The sequence below is a fragment of the Pedobacter gandavensis genome, from assembly GCF_014172405.1.
GTDB lineage: Bacteria > Bacteroidota > Bacteroidia > Sphingobacteriales > Sphingobacteriaceae > Pedobacter > Pedobacter gandavensis.
Window position 1 is genome coordinate 56,772 of the sequence record NZ_WNXC01000008.1, and the last position, 18,092, is coordinate 74,863.

At 40.4% G+C, this 18,092-nt stretch carries 17 protein-coding genes; 12 read left to right on the forward strand and 5 right to left on the reverse strand.

From position 1 onward, the window contains the following. The first annotated feature begins 8 nt into the window (after positions 1–8). The 4 genes from GM920_RS18990 to GM920_RS19005 are packed head-to-tail and all read left to right on the forward strand — an operon-like array spanning position 9 to position 2,377. Entirely contained in the window at positions 9–503 is a 495-nt protein-coding gene (locus tag GM920_RS18990; RefSeq protein WP_235964581.1) for a fumarate hydratase, read from the forward strand. 37 nt (positions 504–540) lie between these two features. Continuing rightward, on the forward strand, positions 541–1,347 hold the full coding sequence (locus GM920_RS18995) for a S1/P1 nuclease (RefSeq protein ID WP_235964582.1): 807 nt from the start codon (positions 541–543) through the stop codon (positions 1,345–1,347). A 5-nt stretch (positions 1,348–1,352) separates the two neighbouring features. After that, positions 1,353–1,802, forward strand: a complete 450-nt coding sequence (locus GM920_RS19000) for a low molecular weight protein-tyrosine-phosphatase (RefSeq protein WP_182960436.1) — start codon at positions 1,353–1,355, stop codon at positions 1,800–1,802. 11 nt (positions 1,803–1,813) lie between these two features. Beyond that, positions 1,814–2,377, forward strand: a complete 564-nt coding sequence (locus tag GM920_RS19005) for a DUF1543 domain-containing protein (RefSeq protein ID WP_182960438.1) — start codon at positions 1,814–1,816, stop codon at positions 2,375–2,377. Between the two features lie 133 nt (positions 2,378–2,510). On the opposite strand, the gene cphA is transcribed toward GM920_RS19005, so the two are convergent. Then, positions 2,511–5,126 carry a cyanophycin synthetase gene (gene cphA, locus GM920_RS19010; protein WP_182960440.1) on the reverse strand — a complete coding sequence of 872 codons (2,616 nt, stop codon included), beginning with the start codon at positions 5,124–5,126 and terminating at the stop codon, positions 2,511–2,513. Between the two features lie 271 nt (positions 5,127–5,397). Here cphA and GM920_RS19015 point away from each other — a divergent pair, with 271 nt between their 5' ends. The 4 genes from GM920_RS19015 to GM920_RS19030 all read left to right on the forward strand — a co-directional run bounded on the left by GM920_RS19015 (position 5,398) and on the right by GM920_RS19030 (position 10,183). Then, positions 5,398–6,273 carry a cyanophycinase gene (locus tag GM920_RS19015; RefSeq protein ID WP_182960442.1) on the forward strand — a complete coding sequence of 292 codons (876 nt, stop codon included), beginning with the start codon at positions 5,398–5,400 and terminating at the stop codon, positions 6,271–6,273. 28 nt (positions 6,274–6,301) lie between these two features. Then, positions 6,302–7,144 (forward strand): isoaspartyl peptidase/L-asparaginase, encoded by an 843-nt coding sequence (locus GM920_RS19020; protein WP_182960444.1) that lies wholly within the window; start codon positions 6,302–6,304, stop codon positions 7,142–7,144. A 20-nt stretch (positions 7,145–7,164) separates the two neighbouring features. Continuing rightward, positions 7,165–7,848 carry a hypothetical protein gene (locus GM920_RS19025; RefSeq protein ID WP_182960446.1) on the forward strand — a complete coding sequence of 228 codons (684 nt, stop codon included), beginning with the start codon at positions 7,165–7,167 and terminating at the stop codon, positions 7,846–7,848. A gap of 172 nt (positions 7,849–8,020) precedes the next feature. Next, positions 8,021–10,183, forward strand: a complete 2,163-nt coding sequence (locus GM920_RS19030; RefSeq protein WP_317171569.1) for a carboxy terminal-processing peptidase — start codon at positions 8,021–8,023, stop codon at positions 10,181–10,183. A 66-nt stretch (positions 10,184–10,249) separates the two neighbouring features. Here the strand turns inward: GM920_RS19030 and GM920_RS19035 are convergent, their stop codons facing one another. Beyond that, on the reverse strand, positions 10,250–11,185 hold the full coding sequence (locus tag GM920_RS19035) for an SPFH domain-containing protein (protein WP_182960450.1): 936 nt from the start codon (positions 11,183–11,185) through the stop codon (positions 10,250–10,252). 148 nt (positions 11,186–11,333) lie between these two features. On the opposite strand from GM920_RS19035, the gene GM920_RS19040 reads away from it, so the two are divergent. Beyond that, positions 11,334–11,519, forward strand: coding sequence for a hypothetical protein (locus GM920_RS19040; RefSeq protein ID WP_182960452.1), 186 nt, complete (start codon positions 11,334–11,336; stop codon positions 11,517–11,519). Position 11,520: 1 nt separating this feature from the next. On the opposite strand, the gene GM920_RS19045 is transcribed toward GM920_RS19040, so the two are convergent. Next, positions 11,521–12,624, reverse strand: coding sequence for a CapA family protein (locus GM920_RS19045; protein WP_182960454.1), 1,104 nt, complete (start codon positions 12,622–12,624; stop codon positions 11,521–11,523). A gap of 79 nt (positions 12,625–12,703) precedes the next feature. After that, positions 12,704–13,258 carry a C40 family peptidase gene (locus GM920_RS19050; RefSeq protein WP_182960456.1) on the reverse strand — a complete coding sequence of 185 codons (555 nt, stop codon included), beginning with the start codon at positions 13,256–13,258 and terminating at the stop codon, positions 12,704–12,706. Positions 13,259–13,485: 227 nt separating this feature from the next. Between GM920_RS19050 and pdhA the strand changes: the two genes are divergently transcribed. The 3 genes from pdhA (at position 13,486) to hisS (ending at position 17,616) form a co-directional block, all read left to right on the forward strand. Further along, on the forward strand, positions 13,486–14,481 hold the full coding sequence (gene pdhA, locus GM920_RS19055) for a pyruvate dehydrogenase (acetyl-transferring) E1 component subunit alpha (RefSeq protein ID WP_182960458.1): 996 nt from the start codon (positions 13,486–13,488) through the stop codon (positions 14,479–14,481). A 30-nt stretch (positions 14,482–14,511) separates the two neighbouring features. Beyond that, complete coding sequence (locus GM920_RS19060) at positions 14,512–16,155, forward strand: 2-oxo acid dehydrogenase subunit E2 (protein WP_182960460.1); 1,644 nt, start codon at positions 14,512–14,514, stop codon at positions 16,153–16,155. Between the two features lie 75 nt (positions 16,156–16,230). Next, positions 16,231–17,616 carry a histidine--tRNA ligase gene (hisS, locus tag GM920_RS19065; protein WP_182960462.1) on the forward strand — a complete coding sequence of 462 codons (1,386 nt, stop codon included), beginning with the start codon at positions 16,231–16,233 and terminating at the stop codon, positions 17,614–17,616. On the opposite strand, the gene GM920_RS19070 is transcribed toward hisS, so the two are convergent. Further along, entirely contained in the window at positions 17,606–18,091 is a 486-nt protein-coding gene (locus tag GM920_RS19070) for a nuclear transport factor 2 family protein (RefSeq protein ID WP_182960464.1), read from the reverse strand. The two genes, hisS and GM920_RS19070, sit on opposite strands and share 11 nt — an antisense overlap. Position 18,092 lies beyond the last annotated feature (1 nt).

Sequence of the window (18,092 nt, forward strand, 5' to 3'; positions counted from 1 at the left end):
ACCCGGATATGTGGAGATTGATGTTATCCCTTTTACTGACTTCAGCTGTGTTTGCTGCTTGCAGCAGACTACCGAATGTTCAGGGGAAAGGTGAAGCTTTTTTGCAGGGTGTTTGGAATCAGGATAGTATAGCCCATAAGGAGCAATTGCTGAACTATACGCAGCATAAGTTTAAATTTACCTGCGACTCGTTCTATGTAGATTTAACCACCCACTCTAAGGTGAATTACTATGCTGATTCTTGTTTTAACAATGGCGTTTGGAAAGAATATGCCAAAGGAGTTTATGAGGTCCGCAATGACAGCCTGATTCTGGAAGGCACCTATACAAAAGCCAATTATAAACAAAAGGTGACAGGCTGCTATCAGATTGGAAGATATGTGAGGAGCTTTATTGTCAAATCCTTTGAATCAAATAAATTGTCTCTGGTGAATGCCAGTGATCAAAGGGAATGTAACCTAATCTTGAAAGAGAAGATTGTTTGCGAGCCTAAAGCATTGTAAGTTTAATAAAAAACGCCCTCTAAAAATATTAATTCTAATGAACACAAAGTCGATCAAAAGATCATTGAAAGTGGCCTTAACCGTAGCGGTTATGGCTTACCTACCTTTAAATGCGAATGCATGGGGAATGCTTGGCCACCGTATTGTTGGACAAGTTGCTGAAGCGCATCTTAGTAAGAAAGCGCTTAAAGGCGTAAGAGGAATATTGGGCTCAGAAAGTCTGGCTATGGCTAGCAATTGGGGAGATTTCATCAAATCGGATACCGCTTACAATTATTTGTACAACTGGCACTTCGTAAACCTTCCGGGTGGACTGGATAAACAAGGTGTATTTAACTTCCTGGATACAGACCATGATGCTAATGTATACAATAAGGTGATTGAAATGACTGTTATCCTGAAAAATCACGAAAGTACTGCTGCTCAAAAATTATTGGCGATGCGTATGTTGGTTCACATGGTAGGTGATCTCAATCAGCCAATGCACACTGCACGTAAAGAAGATCTAGGGGGTAATAAAGTATATGTGACCTGGTTTGGTGAGAAATCTAACCTGCACAGGGTTTGGGATGAAGCACTGATTGGTTACCAACAATTGAGCTACACAGAATATGCAGCTGCAATTAACCATCCTTCTAAAGAACAGCTGACTGCTTGGAAAAGTAATTCGTTAAAAGACTTCGTGTATGGTTCTTATGAAGCTTGCAATAAAATTTATGCTGAGACTAAGCCAGAAGCTAAGTTGAGCTACAAATACAATTATGATTTTGCAGGTTTGCTGGATACGCAGTTGTTGAAAGGTGGAATTTGTTTAGCCAATATCCTGAACGAAATTTATAGCTAAGAAATATGAAAATATTGATGGTTTGTCTGGGCAATATCTGTCGTTCTCCCTTAGCGGAGGGCGTAATGCGCCATTTAGTGGAAGAACAAGGTTTGGACTGGGAGATTGCATCTGCTGGAACCGGTGACTGGCATATCAATGAACCTGCCGATAAAAGAGGCATCGCCATTGCTAAAAAGTATGGCTATGACATCTCTAAGCAAAGAGCCAGACACTTTAATCCGGATCATTTTGAAGCATTTGATAAAATTTTAGTGATGGATCAACAAAATGAAAAAGATGTGCTGAAACAGGCGGATCACCTACACCATCGTGAAAAAGTGATGCTCTTTTTACCAGACAACCTCGAAGTTACAGACCCCTATTTCGATGATAAACTGTTTGAGCCAGTGTTTCTGCAAATTGAAGAACGCTGCAGACAGATTATTGAGGAAATCAAAAAAGAATCCATATAACTCATTACGCCATGGAATCACCCAAACTGTTTATGTTAATGTTAGGTTGTAAACCGGCAGCACGTCGGATTGAACAACATGATATGCTTTTCTCTATCGGGACCGCCTTAAAGGATCTGAAACAAGAAATCCTTGACTTTTGGCCTGAGGGAGGAGAGAAGATTCATGTGGATGCCTGGCGTGAAGTAAATACAGTAGATGGGTACAAGATTGAAGTAGTACCTACGGCTGCGCTCAAGGAGCAAGAACAACAGCATAAGCTGTTTTTTATGAACCTTGGTGGTTATAAACCTAACGTGTTTGATGAACCCCATTATAAGATGCTTATCGTTGCTCCTGATCTGGCTAACGCCATTCAGCAGGCAAAACAAACTGCGTTTTATAAACATACCGGTTTTGAAGGTGCAACTTCTCATATCGACGACAAATACGGCGTAGATGTAGATGATGCTTTTGAGGTGGTTGATGTGCTTCCCGAATCACTTAAAAATAACTACGAGTTGAAAATCACCTCAGAGGAAGGGCTATTGGAGGATGAAATACACCTTGGGTATTTTAAACTGAGCAGACTTTAAGAAGCAAGTCACAATTTTATAGAATTGAATTAAATACAAAACGGGGATTCTTCTTTGAAGACCGATGAATGTTTGCGTTTTCGCAAAGATTCGAGGTTGAAAAGAGAAATCCCCGTTTTAAACTCTAAGGTTTTTACACCCCAAATTCTTTATCCAGGTAATCTGTTACTTTAACAATCGCATCGTCAATTGTATCACTTAAAATAGTGAAGAATGAGCCAGAACGGGCAGTTGCCATCATATATTTCAGACAGTCATCCCCATTGTTATTAATGATGATGTCCATATCTGGTTTCACTTCACGAATTCCTGTAATCAATAAGTCGATCAGTTCTTGTGGAGGTCTGCCACGTAGATATTTCTCCTGACAAATGATGATTTTATCAAACATCTGAGCAGAAATTTTCGCAATTTCCAGGTTGTCAGAATCTCTTCGGTCACCTGTGGCTGAAATTACACCGATATGTTCTGTGGCGTCAACCGTTTTCAAGTAAGATTTAATGCCATTAAAACCATCTGGATTATGAGCAAAATCTACCATGATTTTGAACTCTTTGAATTTGAACGTATTCATCCTGCCTGGTGTTTGTGCAGCAGAAGGGATGAACGTTTCTAATGACATTCTGATGTCCTCAATTTTATATCCCCAAAGGAAGGTCGCCAGTGTTGCAGCCAAAACATTTTGAATCATAAAGTCGACGCTACCGCCAAAGGTCAATGGCACATGAGTTACCTTTTCTACCCTGATTTTCCAGTCTCCTTTTTTAACGGTAATGTAGCCGTTTTCGTAAATGGCAGCAATGCCACCTGCTTTACAATGTTCTACAATCACTGGGTTCTTCTCATCCATACTGAAATAGGCAATGTTACAATCGGCAGCATTGGCAATTTTAATACAATATTTATTATCTGCATTTAATACACCCCAGCCACTTCTTTTCACAGATCCTATGATCACGGATTTCACTCTTGCAAGGTCGTCCAGGGTATGAATGTCGGAAATGCCAAGGTGATCTTCCTGGATATTGGTGATGACGCCGATATCACAATGGTTGAAGCCCAATCCTGCTCTAAGGATTCCTCCTCTTGCAGTTTCCAGCACGGCAAATTCTACAGTTGGATCTCTAAGAATAAACTCCGCACTTACCGGTCCTGTGGTGTCACCTTTCATCAGCATCGTGTTTTGTACATAGATTCCATCAGAGGTGGTAAAACCTACTCTGGTACCATTGCTTTTTACAATATGTGCGATTAACCTGGTGGTGGTGGTTTTACCATTAGTCCCAGTCACGGCAATAATTGGAATTCGTGTAGATTTTCCTGGAGGGTATAACATATCAATCACCGGTGCAGCTACATTTCTTGGCAAACCCTCACTAGGGGCAAGGTGCATTCTGAATCCTGGTGCAGCATTAACTTCCAGCACTACGCCGCCATTTTCTGTAAGCGGCTGTGTTAAGTTTTCTGCCATGATATCGATACCACAAATGTCAAGTCCAATGACCCTGGAAATGCGCTCAGAGATGAATACATTTTGAGGGTGAACAAGATCTGTTACGTCAATTGAAGTGCCGCCTGTACTTAAGTTGGCTGTAGACTTCAGGTATACAATTTCTCCCTGAGGAGGAACGGTTTCCAGTGTATATTCTTTTTTAGCCAGTAAATCCAGGGTATCCCGGTCTACTGTGATTTCGGTTAGTACATTCTCATGTCCATAACCTCTTCTTGGATCAAGGTTTTCTTTGTCGATCAGCTCCTGGATAGTCAGCTGTCCGTTCCCGGTTACATGTGCAGGAACGCGCAATGCTGCGGCCACCATTTGATGGTCGATCACGAGGATCCTGAAATCATAACCTGTGATGAACTTTTCAATGATGACTTTCCTTGAATAGTTTTGTGCGTATTCAAAAGCGGCTCTCGCCTCTTCATCAGTTTTTACGTTAATGGTTGCACCTTTCCCGTGGTTTCCATCCAAAGGTTTAAATACCATCGGATAACCCACAGCCAAGATGGCATTGTCAAGATCTTCCGGATCCCAAATTGTAACTCCTTTGGCAACGGGAATTGCTGAATCCTGAAGTAAACGTTTGGTCTCATCTTTATTGCAGGCAATGTCTACGGCGATAGAGTTTGTTCTTTCGGTCATCGTTGCACGGAAACGGACTTGATTTTTTCCGTAACCCAATTGTACCAATGAACTTTTATTTAATCTGATCCATGGAATGTCTCTGGAAATGGCCTCATCAACGATGGATCCCGTACTAGGACCCAGACGTTCCAATTCCCTAAGTTCACGCATTTTTTGAATGTCATGTTCCAGATCGTAATCTGTACCAGCAATCAGTGCTTCCGCAATTTTTACAGCAGCTTCTGCGGCATAAAGACCTGCTTTTTCTTCTAAATAGCTGAATACAACATTGTAAATTCCCTCAGTTTTTGTTTGACGTGTTCTGCCAAATCCGGTGTCCATTCCGGCAAGTGTCTGAATTTCTAAGGCGATATGTTCAATCACATGGCCCATCCAGGTCCCTTCTTCAATCCTCATGAGCAAGCCTCCGGGTTCGCCTTTTGAACAACGATGTGTATACAGGGTAGGTATTAGTTTTTCGATTCTTTCACCAAATCCGTCAATCAAATTGGTAGGATACTGTTCCATCTCCTCCAGATCCAGTCGCATTTGAATTAATTTTTTTCTTTTGATAGACCATATGTTCGGTCCGCGTAGCACCTGTATGCCTAGTATTTTCATTGTAGATTTGTTATTTTGTGTTGGTAGTGACCATATTACGGGGAAGTTATCAGTTTCTTGGATAGGGTCGAACGGAGACATTAAAGTAAGAATATTTTCGGAAAAAATAACTATCAACGGGGTTAAATCCTGGGAATAAATTTTAGGCGAAATAACGGACGGATTATTGTGCTAAATCGAAATGTTGGATAGGGAAAATATTGATAAATAATTCATTGATATTGGGCATTACCCTATATATTTGAGATTTTTAGAAACGAAAAGATTTATAATGACTCCGAAGGGTAAACTAATAATTATAGGTGGTGCAATCAACACTGGAAGTTTCACTGAAACAACTTTTGGATTGCCAGAGAATATGAATTTCTTTGAAAGAGGAATTCTAAAGAAAATTACGACGGAATCAATAAAAGGTACTGCATCTCGTTTTGAAATCATGACTACGGCATCCTTAATTCCTGAAAAAGTGGGAGAGGAGTATATTAAAGCTTTTGCGCAACTGGATGTTCAGGATGTTGGCGTATTAAATATTATCAGCAGGGAGCAGGCCAATTCTGAAGAGAATTGTGCCAGGGTTAAAGCTGCCGATGTGATCATTTTTACGGGTGGTGATCAATTGCGCTTATCTTCTATTTTTGGAGGTACGGCCATCCATCAGATTTTGCTGGACAAGTATCAGGACGAAGCCGTGGTGATTGCAGGGACTTCCGCCGGCGCTGCTGCAAGTTCTAAAAATATGATTTATCAAGGAAGTAGTAAGGATGCTTTGCTGAAAGGTGAGGTTAAGATTACTGGTGGACTTGGTTTTATTGATGGGGTGATTGTAGATACCCATTTCGTACAGAGGGGTAGGATTGGCAGGTTATTATATGCAACAGCAAGTAGTCCAGGGATTCTTGGAATTGGCTTAGGGGAAGATACCGGGCTTTTTATTTCAGATGGGAATGTGATGGAGGCCATTGGCTCTGGCATGGTCATCCTTGTGGACGGTCGAAATATGACAGATACTAACCTGACTGATGTAGAAATGGGGCAGCCTGTTTCTATTAGTAATATGACGGTTCATGTGATGTGTGATGGCGATATTTATGACCTTCATGAACATAAACTAACCATTCATCATCCCAAAGTTGTTCCCGTAGATTAAGATCCGTACATATCTCTAAATCATTAAGATGAAAATTATTATTCATGGCGGATTTTTCAGCGAGTCTGGAACTAACCAGGAAACTAAAATAGCAAAGCAACAAGCTTTATCTGACATCGTAAGTCAATCATATACCTACTTAAATACCCATACGGCATTGGAAACAGTGGTGTATGCGGTAAGTTTGTTAGAGGACAACCCGCTTTTCAATGCCGGGTTGGGATCACAGATTCAAAGCGATGGTGAGCTGCGGTTGAGTGCTTCCTTAATGGATGGTAAAAGCCAGAAGTTTTCTGGAGTCATCAATATCCAAAATGTGAAAAATCCGATTAAGGTTTCTGAAAAGCTACTCAGTTATGACGATCGTGTGCTGAGTGGTGTGGGTGCATTGGATTTTGCCAGGACGCAGGGATTTGATTTCTTTGATCCGGTGATTCCCCAGAGAAGACAGGAGTATGAGGATAAATTAAAGCAATCTTCCAGATTGGGTACTGTAGGATGTGTGGCTTTAGACACAGAGGGGAACCTCGCTGCGGCAACATCTACCGGAGGAAAAGGATTTGAAATCCCTTGTCGCGTAAGTGATTCTGCCACTGTAGCAGGGAATTTTGCCAATGAATATGCAGGCATCTCTTGTACTGGTGTTGGGGAAGATATTGTCAGTGCTGCACTGGCGGCTAAAATTGTGACCCGTGTAACTGACGGCTTTACATTGAAGGAGGCCTGCGATAAATCTTTTGTAGAGCTGAAGACATTTGAGGGTTTTGCTGGAGTGATTGGTATTAGTTCCTCTGGAGAAATGTACCATACCGATTCTCATCCCTATATGGTTTGGGCTTCATTTGACGGTAGTTTACAGGTGTTTAACTAAATTTGTTATATCTTTGTAAGATGAACAAACTTTGTTTAGTTATTCTTTTCCTACTCTTTTCAGGAAGGGCAATGACACAAACCAATACTTTAATTCTTCAAGAACCACCAGTAACGAGCGGAGCCATTAATATTGTGACCTCTAATTTGGAAGAGGCAGATGGCAATACTTATTTTGCTGAAGCCCTGAAGAATGAGAGAAGAGGTGATCTGAATGATGCCCTGAATTTATATGCTAAAGCCGCATTTGAATTCAATACCGCCAAACTTTTTGTTCGTTACGGAGAAGCATTGCTGAAATTGGGAAATGTTCACCTTATGATGAACCATTATACCGAAGCGGAACAGGTCATTCTAAATGTAGCCCTGAAAAACTATTCCAAAATTGGCAGTAAAACCGGTCAGATGGAAGCTTACTACCAATTGGGCAGAATTTATTTTGCCGCTAATAAATTGACACAATCACTTTGGTTCTATACCCAGCAGGGGATCCTCGCCAAACAGATCAATAACAATACTGCTTATATAGAGTCTGTTATAGGCATCGCTCAGGTGAAAATCAAGAAAAAAGAATATAATCTCGCTTTAACTGACCTGAATAGGGCAGAGCTGCTGTTAAAATCAATAAATAATGGACAGTTAAAAAGCAGAATTAAGGAAGCGAAAGCTTTAATTCCTTCAAAATCAATCGCTAAGAAGTCATAGTTCAAACCTGAAAAATTATCATCAGGCTTGGGTTTTTGTATAAGTATTTTAATTACTTTTGGTAAGTTTACAGAAAAGAGACGGTAATAATACTGTCTCTTTTCTGTTTATTCGTGATATTGGTATCATATTAGTTGTGGATTATAAAATGGATTTTAAATTATTCAAAGAAATGTTAAAAAGAACATTACTGGTCATCTTTACTGCTGCTGTATTGGCATGCCAAGCTTCCCCTAAGCCACAACCATTAGTTCAGGGCGTAAGTAATATTGTTCCTGATGAACGTCAGGCGCTTGTAGTTAGAGAGGTTGTGAGCTTGATTGAAAACTATAACTACAAAAAGATAAAGCTCAATGATTCTATTTCCTCTTTGATTCTTGATAAATATATCAAGGATCTGGATCCGTATAGATATTATTTTCTGGCTTCCGACATTAAGGAATTCGAACAGTTTAGATATTCCTTAGACGATGATTTCAGAAATGGCGATCTAAGTGCACCATTCTACATCTTCAACGTTTATTTGAAAAGATATAATGAATGGTTGACTTATACACTTGCTCAGGTAAAAGGTAAATACAACTTCGATGAAAATGATGCTTATGTATTTGATCGGGAAAAGATGCCTTGGGAAACCAGTGTAGCGGGTTTACAAGACATCTGGAAGAAAAAAGTGAAATATGATTTGGTGAACCTGAAAATTGCAGGCACTCCGCCAGCGAAAAATATAGAAACACTGACAAAAAGATATGAAAACCTGAGGTCTCAGACGAATAAGGTAAACAATCAGGATGTGTTTCAAATTGTAATGGATGCGTTTACAGAAACGATTGATCCACACACCAATTATTTTAATCCGGCAAATGCTCAACAGTTCAATGAGGATATGGCGCGCTCTTTCGAAGGAATTGGTGCCAGACTTAAACTGGAAAATGACATTCTGAAAATTGATGAAGTGATTCCTGGAGGCCCGGCTTTCAAAAGTAAATTGCTAAGTGCTGGCGATCGTATTGTGGGGGTTGCACAAGGTGATGGTGAATTTGAAGACATTATCGGCTGGAGAATTGACAATTCAGTTTCTAAAATTAAAGGCCCTAAGGGAACTAAAGTAAGATTGAAAATTATTCCTGCAGGACGTGAACTTTCTTCTAAGCCGGTCATTATTGAATTAATGAGAGAACGTATTGTGATGGAAGATCAATCGGCTAAGAAAACAGTGAAAACGGTTATGTCTGATGGTAAACCTTATAAAATCGGGATCATTAGAGTTCCTGCTTTCTATGCAGATTTTAAAGCCGCAAATGCAGGTGATCCGAATTATAAAAGTACTACCCGTGATGTGAAATTGTTGATTGATACGCTGAAAAACAAAGATAAAGTGGATGCTATTGTGATGGACTTACGCGCCAACGGTGGCGGTTCATTGGTAGAAGCAATTGATTTGACCGGCCTGTTTATTGATAAAGGTCCGGTAGTACAAGTTAAAAATACAAAGAATGAAATTGAAGTAAATGAAGATAGTAATCCTGGTGTAGTCTGGAATGGGCCTCTGGGTGTAATGGTAGACCGACTGAGTGCCTCTGCTTCTGAAATCTTTGCCGGTGCAATACAGGACTATGGAAGAGGAGTAATCATGGGTACGCAAACTTATGGTAAGGGTACTGTCCAGTCGTCCATTGACCTAAACAGGTTGGTTAATCCTTCTATATTGCAAAGAATTGCCGCCTTGGTAAATAAGGACGCTAAAACAACGCTGACCACCAAAGACGGTGCACCAATTCAATTGGGGCAAATCAACTTAACCATGGCTAAGTTCTACCGTGTAAATGGTAGCAGTACGCAACACAAAGGGGTAATGCCAGACGTTCAGTTTCCTTCTCTTTATCCTTTGAATAAAATCGGTGAAGATACGGAACCTTCAGCACTGCCTTGGGATGAAGTGCCTAAATCAAACTTTAAACCTGTAGCTGATCTGACTCCTTTGAAACCGGAACTGGTAAAGTTGCATGAAGAAAGAATGGCGAAATCTTTGGATTATAAAACCTTGGAACAAGATATTGCAGACATGAAAAAACGTGATGGTGAAATCTCTATCACTTTAAATGAAAGCAAACTTAAAGCAGAACGTGATAGTCTGGAAGCAAAATCTTTAGATAGAATCAATAAGTTAAGAGCTTCAAGAGGCTTGGCTCCAGTTAAAAAAGGAGATAAGGTGAAGAAAGAAGAGAACGTTGACTTTATTGAAGATGAAAGTTTACAGATCATGGCCGACTTGATCAAGTTAACTGACCCAAAGAAAGCGGAGTTGGTGAATAGACAACCAGCAGCTTTCTAATCAAATAATAGCTTATAAAAAAAGGGATGTCATTACTGGCATCCCTTTTTTTATTAAAATGAGGAATTACAATTGTTTGTCGTCCTTGTTTTTCTGGATTTGCATGGCCATCATTTCTTTCATGGTTTTATTCATGCCTTCTGTTGAACCATCCAGGAATACCACATTGCCTTCAGAGTTCTCTGCGAAATGTTTGATGGATTCTGTCCACATGGTAAATAGAATCACAGAGATGTCCAGGTTCGCCTCTTCCATTTCCTGGGCTGCTTTGGTCATTCCATGTGCAACTTCTGCACGGAATAAAGCGATACCTTGTCCACGTAACTGAGCAGCCTCTCTTTCTGCCGCTGCGGCAATTTTGATAGCGTTACCATCTGCTTCTGCGCCTTTGGTCTTCGTAATCAATAAAGCCTGACCTTCATTCTCTGCAGCTGCTTTTAAGTTGTTTGAAGCCACAACTCTACTCATCGAACGCATAATTTCTTCATCGAAGGTAATGTCATTCAACTGAAGATCCTGCAAATGATATCCCCAACTTTCCAAAACCTGGTCGATCTGGTGTTTTACATGGTCCACAATTTCATTACGCTGCGCCAACACATTGGCTTGTCGTTGTGTAGCAACATAGGCTCTGATCGATCCCTCAATGGTCCGGATCAATGCCTGCATAAGGTTAGTGGCATCCACAAACTTAAAGGCTACGTTCTTGATGGTCTCTTCGTCGTGGTTAAGCACAGAATATAGCAGCATGGCCTTAAAGTATACATTGGCCTGATCCTGGGTAACGGCCTGGAAGGAGAGCTCTACAGAGCGATTCTGTATGGAAATTCTCGATTGAATGTTTTCAAATAATGGGATTTTGAAACTTAAACCCGGTCTTAGTAACCTCCTGTATTTTCCAAAAATAGTAACTACAGCAATGGTACCCTGTTTTACCGTCACGAAGGAGCTGATTAAAATAACTAGTGCGATAAACACTATAATGTAAGGTGTAGGATTCATAATGAAGCGTATTTGATGTATATATTGGCTTCAAGGTACGAAGAATTCTGATTTTCAAGTCATATGGAGTTATACTCGCAATATAGGAGGACTGTGTAAGGAGTTGAGGCATAGATTTTGCCTTATCATTATAAATAACACAAACCTTATGAATGTAAAACGTACTTTCGGAACAATATTGACCATATTGGGTATTGCAGGCCTTATTTATGCAGGTTATGGTTTCGTGAAGCATAGTCTGCAAAGCAGAGAGCTGATCGTCACTGGAATTATTGGGCTGATCTTTTTTGTATCCGGTATTGGATTAGTGAAAAATACCAAAGACGAAGCTTAAACTATTTTTTGCGCCCGATTTTACCATTTTCAGAGAAGTCTAGCTGGTGATCAGGAAAATCGGTATCGGTAAGCGTTTTTATTTTATAAAATGCCGCATCCTGATCATCCAGCCTCAGGCGATTGATCTTGTCCTGTTTTACAGATACGACCTCCGCAGACAGAAAATCACCCTTCCCGTTTAACTTAATTTGGAGGAGTGGTGCAATGCCATTAGGCCCTTTCAGGCTGAACATTCCATAAGTACAGAAGTTACCCAAACTGTAAGCGATGAATTTATTTTTATACAATTCTACTGCTCTGGTGACGTGTGGACCATGACCCAATACGATATCAGCACCTGCATCAATCACGCCATGGGCAAAGCGATATACATCGCCCCGGTTTTCCTGGTAGAAAATTTCATTTGCTCTTGGAACATGCTCAAATTTTGCACCTTCCGCTCCGCCATGAAAAGAAACAACAACAATGTTTACCTGTTGTTTTAAACGGGATACTAATTCTTTTGCTGCCGCTAGGTTGTTTATCGAAACGGTATTTTCATTTGGTGCAAAAGCACATATCGCGTATTTTACACTATCTATTTCGAAGATCTGGAAAGGGTGGGATTGTAACCCTGCATAATTAATTTGTAAGGAATCCAGGATCTTCATGGTGGTTGTCCGGCCTTTGCTGCCAAAATCACCAACATGGTTGTTGGCAATACTCAGGACATTAAATCCTGCTTCTTTAATGATTCCAGCATAACGCTCGGGCATTCTGAAAGCAAAACAGCTGTTACTTACAGTGTCTTTACATTTGGTAGATTTTCCATTGTTCAAAAAGCAACCTTCGAGATTGCCAAAGATCAGGTCTCCTTTTAAATAAGGAGATACCGCCTGGAAGCTGTTTATTGCATCGTCTGCCGGAAGGTTTGCTTTGGTAGGGTAGGCAGAACCCAGCATGATATCGCCGACGGCAGTTATGCTGATCGTGTCTTTTATAACCTTAGGGATAGTATCCGTGTGAAGTAGGGTGGTGCTTGGTACACTCGCTCGGTTTCCTTCGCAACTAAATAACCATAAAGTGGATAAAAAGAGTAAGGCAAGCGTGTTTAGTGGTTTCATGAGTAAGCGTTTATTTTTTTCATAAAAAAAGTCCTCCCGGTATGATGGGAGGACTCAATGTCTTTTCGTTTGTGAAGGATTATTCCTCCATCAGGTCATTCTTTACCGGGTCCAAAATTCGGCCACCCTTGTAAAAATACCTTGAATAGTATGGATCGTTTAAATTACTAATCACCACCCCACGACTCGAAGAGGCGTGAGCGAAGCGGTTGTCGCCAAGAAAAATACCAATGTGCGTAATGCTACGGCTTTTGATCTTAAAGAATACCAAGTCTCCTTCTTTTAGTTCGTCTTTTGGCAATGGATCTACCATGCTAAAGATGTCACGAGAATTGCGGAGTATAGTAGTGTTGAAAACTTTATCGTAAATCGCTTTTGTGAAAGCAGAACAATCAATTCCTTTTTTGGTATTTCCACCGAATCGGTATGGAGTACCTATCCATTCGTAAATGAATTTGTAAAGTTTGATGTTAGAAGTTGCATCTACTGCAACACCCATTACCTGAGAAAAATATTGGGAAGCTAAATTATCAGGATCTTCTAATTTATTGGTTTCTTTTGATTTTGTCTGTGCATGGACGGCCGAGAGGCTGCACGCGACAATTAGGGTAGAAAACAAAAATTTTTTTATCATACTCTTAAGTTTGGGTATTAGACACTTACACTTAAACGTACACCACTAAGGCTTATTGTCCGGTGCCAAAACTATGTATTTTACAAATGTTATCCAAATGTAAATGGTTTAAAAGTAAAAGTTATCCACATTTTTTGTAACCTTAGTGTTCATTTTACAGGTATTTCTTCTATATGTTGCAATAAAAAAGTAGATTTGCTCTTGTAAATAAAAACCAATACCCAAAAATGAGTGCAGTAGAAATTAATAAAGATACCTATCTGAAGTGGTTTGAGTCGATGTTGCTGATGCGCAAGTTCGAAGAAAAAACAGGTCAACTATACGGACAACAAAAAATCCGTGGTTTTTGTCATCTATACATTGGTCAGGAAGCTGTCGTAGCAGGTGCTATTTCAGCGTTAAGACCAGAAGATTCTATGATCACCGCATACCGCGATCATGCACATGCCCTTGCAAAAGGTGTGAGTGCAAACAGCATCATGGCTGAGATGTACGGTAAAGCAACAGGATGTTCAAAAGGTAAAGGTGGTTCTATGCACATGTTTAGCAAGGAGCATAACTTTTACGGTGGACACGGTATCGTTGGTGGGCAGGTTCCATTGGGAGCAGGTATCGCTTTTGCTGAGAAATATAAAGGCACAAAGAATGTAAACGTTTGTTACATGGGTGATGGAGCTGTTCGTCAGGGCGCTTTACACGAAGCTTTTAATATGGCGATGTTGTGGAAATTGCCAGTTATTTTTGTTTGTGAGAATAATGGTTATGCAATGGGTACTTCTGTAGAACGTACTACAAACATGACTGATATATATAAAATAGGTTTAGGTTTTGATATGCCATGTGCTCCTGTTGATGGAATGGATCCTGTAGCAGTTCACACTGCAATGGATGAAGCAGCTCAACGTGCTAGAAATGGTGATGGACCAACATTCCTTGAAATCAGAACTTACCGTTACCGTGGTCACTCTATGTCTGACCCAGCTAAATACCGTTCTAAAGACGAATTGGAAGCTTACAAATCGAAAGATCCAATTGAGCAGGTAAGAGAAACTATTCTTAAAGAAAAATATGCTGATCAAGCATGGATCGAAGAGATCGAAGCAAAAGTGAAACAAATCGTAGATGATTCTGTTAAATTTGCGGAAGAGTCTCCATGGCCGGAAGCATCAGAATTGTTTACTGATGTATACGTACAAACAGACTATCCATACGTACAAGATTAATTTAGAACGCATTTCATTTAATAATATAGAATGGCTGAAATAGTTAGAATGCCCAAAATGAGCGATACCATGACCGAAGGTGTGATGGCTAAGTGGCATAAAAAAGTTGGCGATAAAGTTAAAAGTGGCGATGTAATGGCCGAAGTGGAAACCGATAAGGCAACCATGGATCTGGAATCTTATTGGGATGGTACCGTTTTATACATTGGTGTAGAAGCAGGTCAATCTGTTCCTGTGGATGCAGTTATCGCTGTAATAGGTAAAGAAGGAGAAGACTATAAAGCGGCATTAGCGGCAGAAGAAGGTGCTGCGGCTCCTAAAACTGAAGCGGCGCCTGCTGCAACAGCTGCTCCGGTTGAAGATAAAAAAGAAGCAACAGCAGGAATTACTGACGCTGATCTTGAAAAGATCGGTGTAACAGTAATCAGAATGCCTTTGCTAAGTGATACCATGACTGAAGGCGTTATCGCTGAATGGCATAAAAAAGTTGGTGATAAAGTTAAAAATGATGATATCCTTGCTGATGTAGAAACTGATAAGGCAACTATGGAAGTAATGGGTTATGCAGATGGAACTTTATTGCATATTGGTGTGGAAAAAGGTGCTGCCGCGAAAGTGAATGGCATTATGGCAATTGTTGGTCCGGAAGGAACAGACATTAGCGAATTCCTTAAACAAGGTGATGCACCTGTAAAACCTGCTGCCGATAAAAAAGCAGATGCTCCTGTAGCTGAAGGTGTTCCAGCAGCAGAAACTACAGCAGCTCCTGCTGAAGGTTCTGATCGCGTAAAAGCATCTCCTCTTGCAAAAAGAATTGCGAAAGACAAAGGTATTGACCTTGCTAAAGTTGCAGGTAGTGCTGATGGCGGACGCATCATCAAAAAAGACATTGAGAACTTTAAACCAGCAGTAGCAGCGGCGCCTCAGGTAGCAGCAACTGCAGCACCTGCTGAGAAATCAGCTTCGGTAAGTATTCCAGTGTTTGTTGGTGAAGAGAAATATACAGAGAAACCAGTTACTCAAATGCGTAAAGTAATCGCTAAGCGTTTATCTGAAAGCTTGTTTACTGCTCCTCATTTCTACTTAACTATGTCAATTGATATGGATGGTGCAATTGCTGCACGTACCAAAATCAATGAATATGCACCGGTAAAAATCTCTTTCAATGATATGGTGTTAAAAGCAGTTGCGATTGCTTTAAAACAACACCCTAATGTAAACTCTTCTTGGTTAGGCGATAAAATTCGTTACAATGAGCATGTGAACATTGGTGTGGCTGTAGCTGTTGAAGATGGTCTATTGGTTCCTGTAGTTCGTTTTGCTGATGGCAAATCATTGTCGCATATCTCTGCGGAAGTGAAAGACTTTGCACAACGCGCTAAAGCTAAAAAATTACAACCATCGGATTGGGAAGGATCAACTTTCACCATTTCTAACTTAGGAATGTTTGGAATTGATGAGTTCACAGCGATTATTAACCCACCTGATGCATGTATTCTTGCAATCGGCGGAATCTCTCAGGTTCCTGTGGTTAAAAATGGTGCCGTGGTTCCAGGAAACGTAATGAAAGTTACTTTAAGTTGTGACCACCGCGTAGTGGATGGTGCAACTGGTTCAGCTTTCTTACAAACACTAAAAGCGTTGTTAGAAGAACCAGTAAGACTATTGGTTTAACGAATAATTAAAATAATCTTAAAAGCTGCTTCGGCAGCTTTTTTTATGCCTGTTACTTTTTGTACTTTTGTCCTTATGTCGAATATTAAACCTTCTCTAGTTAAAGGAACCCGTGATTTTTCACCCCAGGAAATGGTCAAACGCAATCATATTTTTGATACCATAAAAACGGTATTTAAAAAATATGGCTATGCCGAAATACAAACCCCAACGATGGAAAACCTGAGTACTTTAACAGGTAAGTATGGAGATGAGGGTGATAAACTGATCTTTAAGGTGCTAAATAGTGGGGATTACCTTTCTAAAGTTAAACCAGAACTATTGGCAACAGCCAACTCAAATGCCATGATTTCCTCGATCTCTGAAAAAGCATTGAGGTATGATTTAACGGTGCCCTTTGCCCGTTACGTTGTGATGCATCAGAATGACATTTCCTTGCCATTTAAGCGCTTTCAGATTCAACCGGTATGGAGAGCTGACCGACCGCAGAAAGGTCGCTACAGAGAGTTCTATCAGTGCGATGTGGATGTGGTAGGATCAGATAGCTTATTGAACGAAGCAGAATTCGTATTGATATACCAGGAAGCATTGTGCAACCTGGGACTAAAGGATTTCACAATTAAATTAAATAACCGCAAAATCCTTTCAGGAATTGCAGAAATTATAGGTAAACCGGAATTGATCATCGACATGACGGTAGCCATTGATAAATTGGATAAAATTGGCCTGGATGGCGTAAGTAAAGAGCTGTTAGAACGCGGATTTACTGAAGGGGATCTGGAAAAATTAAAACCAGTAATTTTATTGCAAGGAAGCAACGAAGAGAAACTGGAAAGTCTGCGTACGGTATTGGCGGATTCGCCAACGGGAATGAATGGGATTGCCGAGATCGAAACGGTATTTAAATATTTAAAAGGATTGTTGCAAACAACTCCAGAACTTCGTCCTGATCTCGAGCTGGATATAACTTTGGCTCGTGGTTTAAACTACTATACCGGCTGTATCTTTGAAGTGAAAACCAATGAAGCTGCAATGGGTAGTATTGGTGGTGGTGGTCGTTATGATGATTTGACCGGGATGTTTGGTTTAAAGAACTTAACAGGTGTTGGGATTTCTTTTGGTGCAGATCGCATCTATGATGTTTTATTGGAACTGAATCTCTTTCCTGAATCTGTTGCCGCGGGAACAAAAGTTTTGATCAGTAATTTTGATGAAGCAGCAGAATTATATGCGCTGCCGATCGTACAGCAACTGAGAAATGCCAATATTGCTGCCGAACTTTACCCTACTGCTGCAAAGCTGAAAAAGCAAATGAGTTATGCAGATGATAAAAATATCCCTTTTGTGATATTAATTGGTAGTGATGAGTTGGAAAGTGGCCTTTTAACACTAAAAGACATGCACAGTGGTGTACAGGAGAAGCTATCCCTGGCCGAAATTGTTGAAAAAATTAAAGATTAATCCCCGGATTTTTTCTGGATATATAAGCGGCCAGTTTAGCACTGGCCTGCTTTCTTACCTTATTTCTGAGGAAGGACGTCCAACCCAATAACATTCCTGTAAGCCCAAGCGCCTGCTTCGACCATTTATAGAAGTCGAACTGGTCCTGGTGTTGGATGATTTTTCCGTTTTCGATGACAAAATGTGCATCAACCTGATTTAAAACTTTATTCCCCGTTGCCGAAAAGGTATAATACGCATCCCAATGTGCCCTGGCCCCATTTTCTATAGACTCAACTGCGCTGAATTCAATACGCATATCTTTTCCGCTTTGAATCAGCATCGCCCACATCGAACGGAGCTCTTTTGCATTCAGGTTGGTAAATACAGGGTCACTGAAAGTTGCCTGATCACTGTAACATTCCTGCATTCCAGTAATATCTTTATTTTGAAAGGCCGTATAGAATTTGGTGATCAGTTCCTGATTGGCGTTCATT

What these genes read in the sequence shown, in the direction of transcription:
- GM920_RS18990 (WP_235964581.1), top strand. Translation starts at nt 9, where the DNA reads ATGTGGAGATTGATGTTATCCCTTTTACTGACTTCAGCTGTGTTTGCT.
- GM920_RS18995 (WP_235964582.1), top strand. Translation starts at nt 541, where the DNA reads ATGAACACAAAGTCGATCAAAAGATCATTGAAAGTGGCCTTAACCGTA.
- GM920_RS19000 (WP_182960436.1), top strand. Translation starts at nt 1,353, where the DNA reads ATGAAAATATTGATGGTTTGTCTGGGCAATATCTGTCGTTCTCCCTTA.
- GM920_RS19005 (WP_182960438.1), top strand. Translation starts at nt 1,814, where the DNA reads ATGGAATCACCCAAACTGTTTATGTTAATGTTAGGTTGTAAACCGGCA.
- cphA (WP_182960440.1), bottom strand. Translation starts at nt 5,126, where the DNA reads ATGAAAATACTAGGCATACAGGTGCTACGCGGACCGAACATATGGTCT.
- GM920_RS19015 (WP_182960442.1), top strand. Translation starts at nt 5,398, where the DNA reads ATGACTCCGAAGGGTAAACTAATAATTATAGGTGGTGCAATCAACACT.
- GM920_RS19020 (WP_182960444.1), top strand. Translation starts at nt 6,302, where the DNA reads ATGAAAATTATTATTCATGGCGGATTTTTCAGCGAGTCTGGAACTAAC.
- GM920_RS19025 (WP_182960446.1), top strand. Translation starts at nt 7,165, where the DNA reads ATGAACAAACTTTGTTTAGTTATTCTTTTCCTACTCTTTTCAGGAAGG.
- GM920_RS19030 (WP_317171569.1), top strand. Translation starts at nt 8,021, where the DNA reads ATGTTAAAAAGAACATTACTGGTCATCTTTACTGCTGCTGTATTGGCA.
- GM920_RS19035 (WP_182960450.1), bottom strand. Translation starts at nt 11,185, where the DNA reads ATGAATCCTACACCTTACATTATAGTGTTTATCGCACTAGTTATTTTA.
- GM920_RS19040 (WP_182960452.1), top strand. Translation starts at nt 11,334, where the DNA reads ATGAATGTAAAACGTACTTTCGGAACAATATTGACCATATTGGGTATT.
- GM920_RS19045 (WP_182960454.1), bottom strand. Translation starts at nt 12,624, where the DNA reads ATGAAACCACTAAACACGCTTGCCTTACTCTTTTTATCCACTTTATGG.
- GM920_RS19050 (WP_182960456.1), bottom strand. Translation starts at nt 13,258, where the DNA reads ATGATAAAAAAATTTTTGTTTTCTACCCTAATTGTCGCGTGCAGCCTC.
- pdhA (WP_182960458.1), top strand. Translation starts at nt 13,486, where the DNA reads ATGAGTGCAGTAGAAATTAATAAAGATACCTATCTGAAGTGGTTTGAG.
- GM920_RS19060 (WP_182960460.1), top strand. Translation starts at nt 14,512, where the DNA reads ATGGCTGAAATAGTTAGAATGCCCAAAATGAGCGATACCATGACCGAA.
- hisS (WP_182960462.1), top strand. Translation starts at nt 16,231, where the DNA reads ATGTCGAATATTAAACCTTCTCTAGTTAAAGGAACCCGTGATTTTTCA.
- GM920_RS19070 (WP_182960464.1), bottom strand. Translation starts at nt 18,091, where the DNA reads ATGAACGCCAATCAGGAACTGATCACCAAATTCTATACGGCCTTTCAA.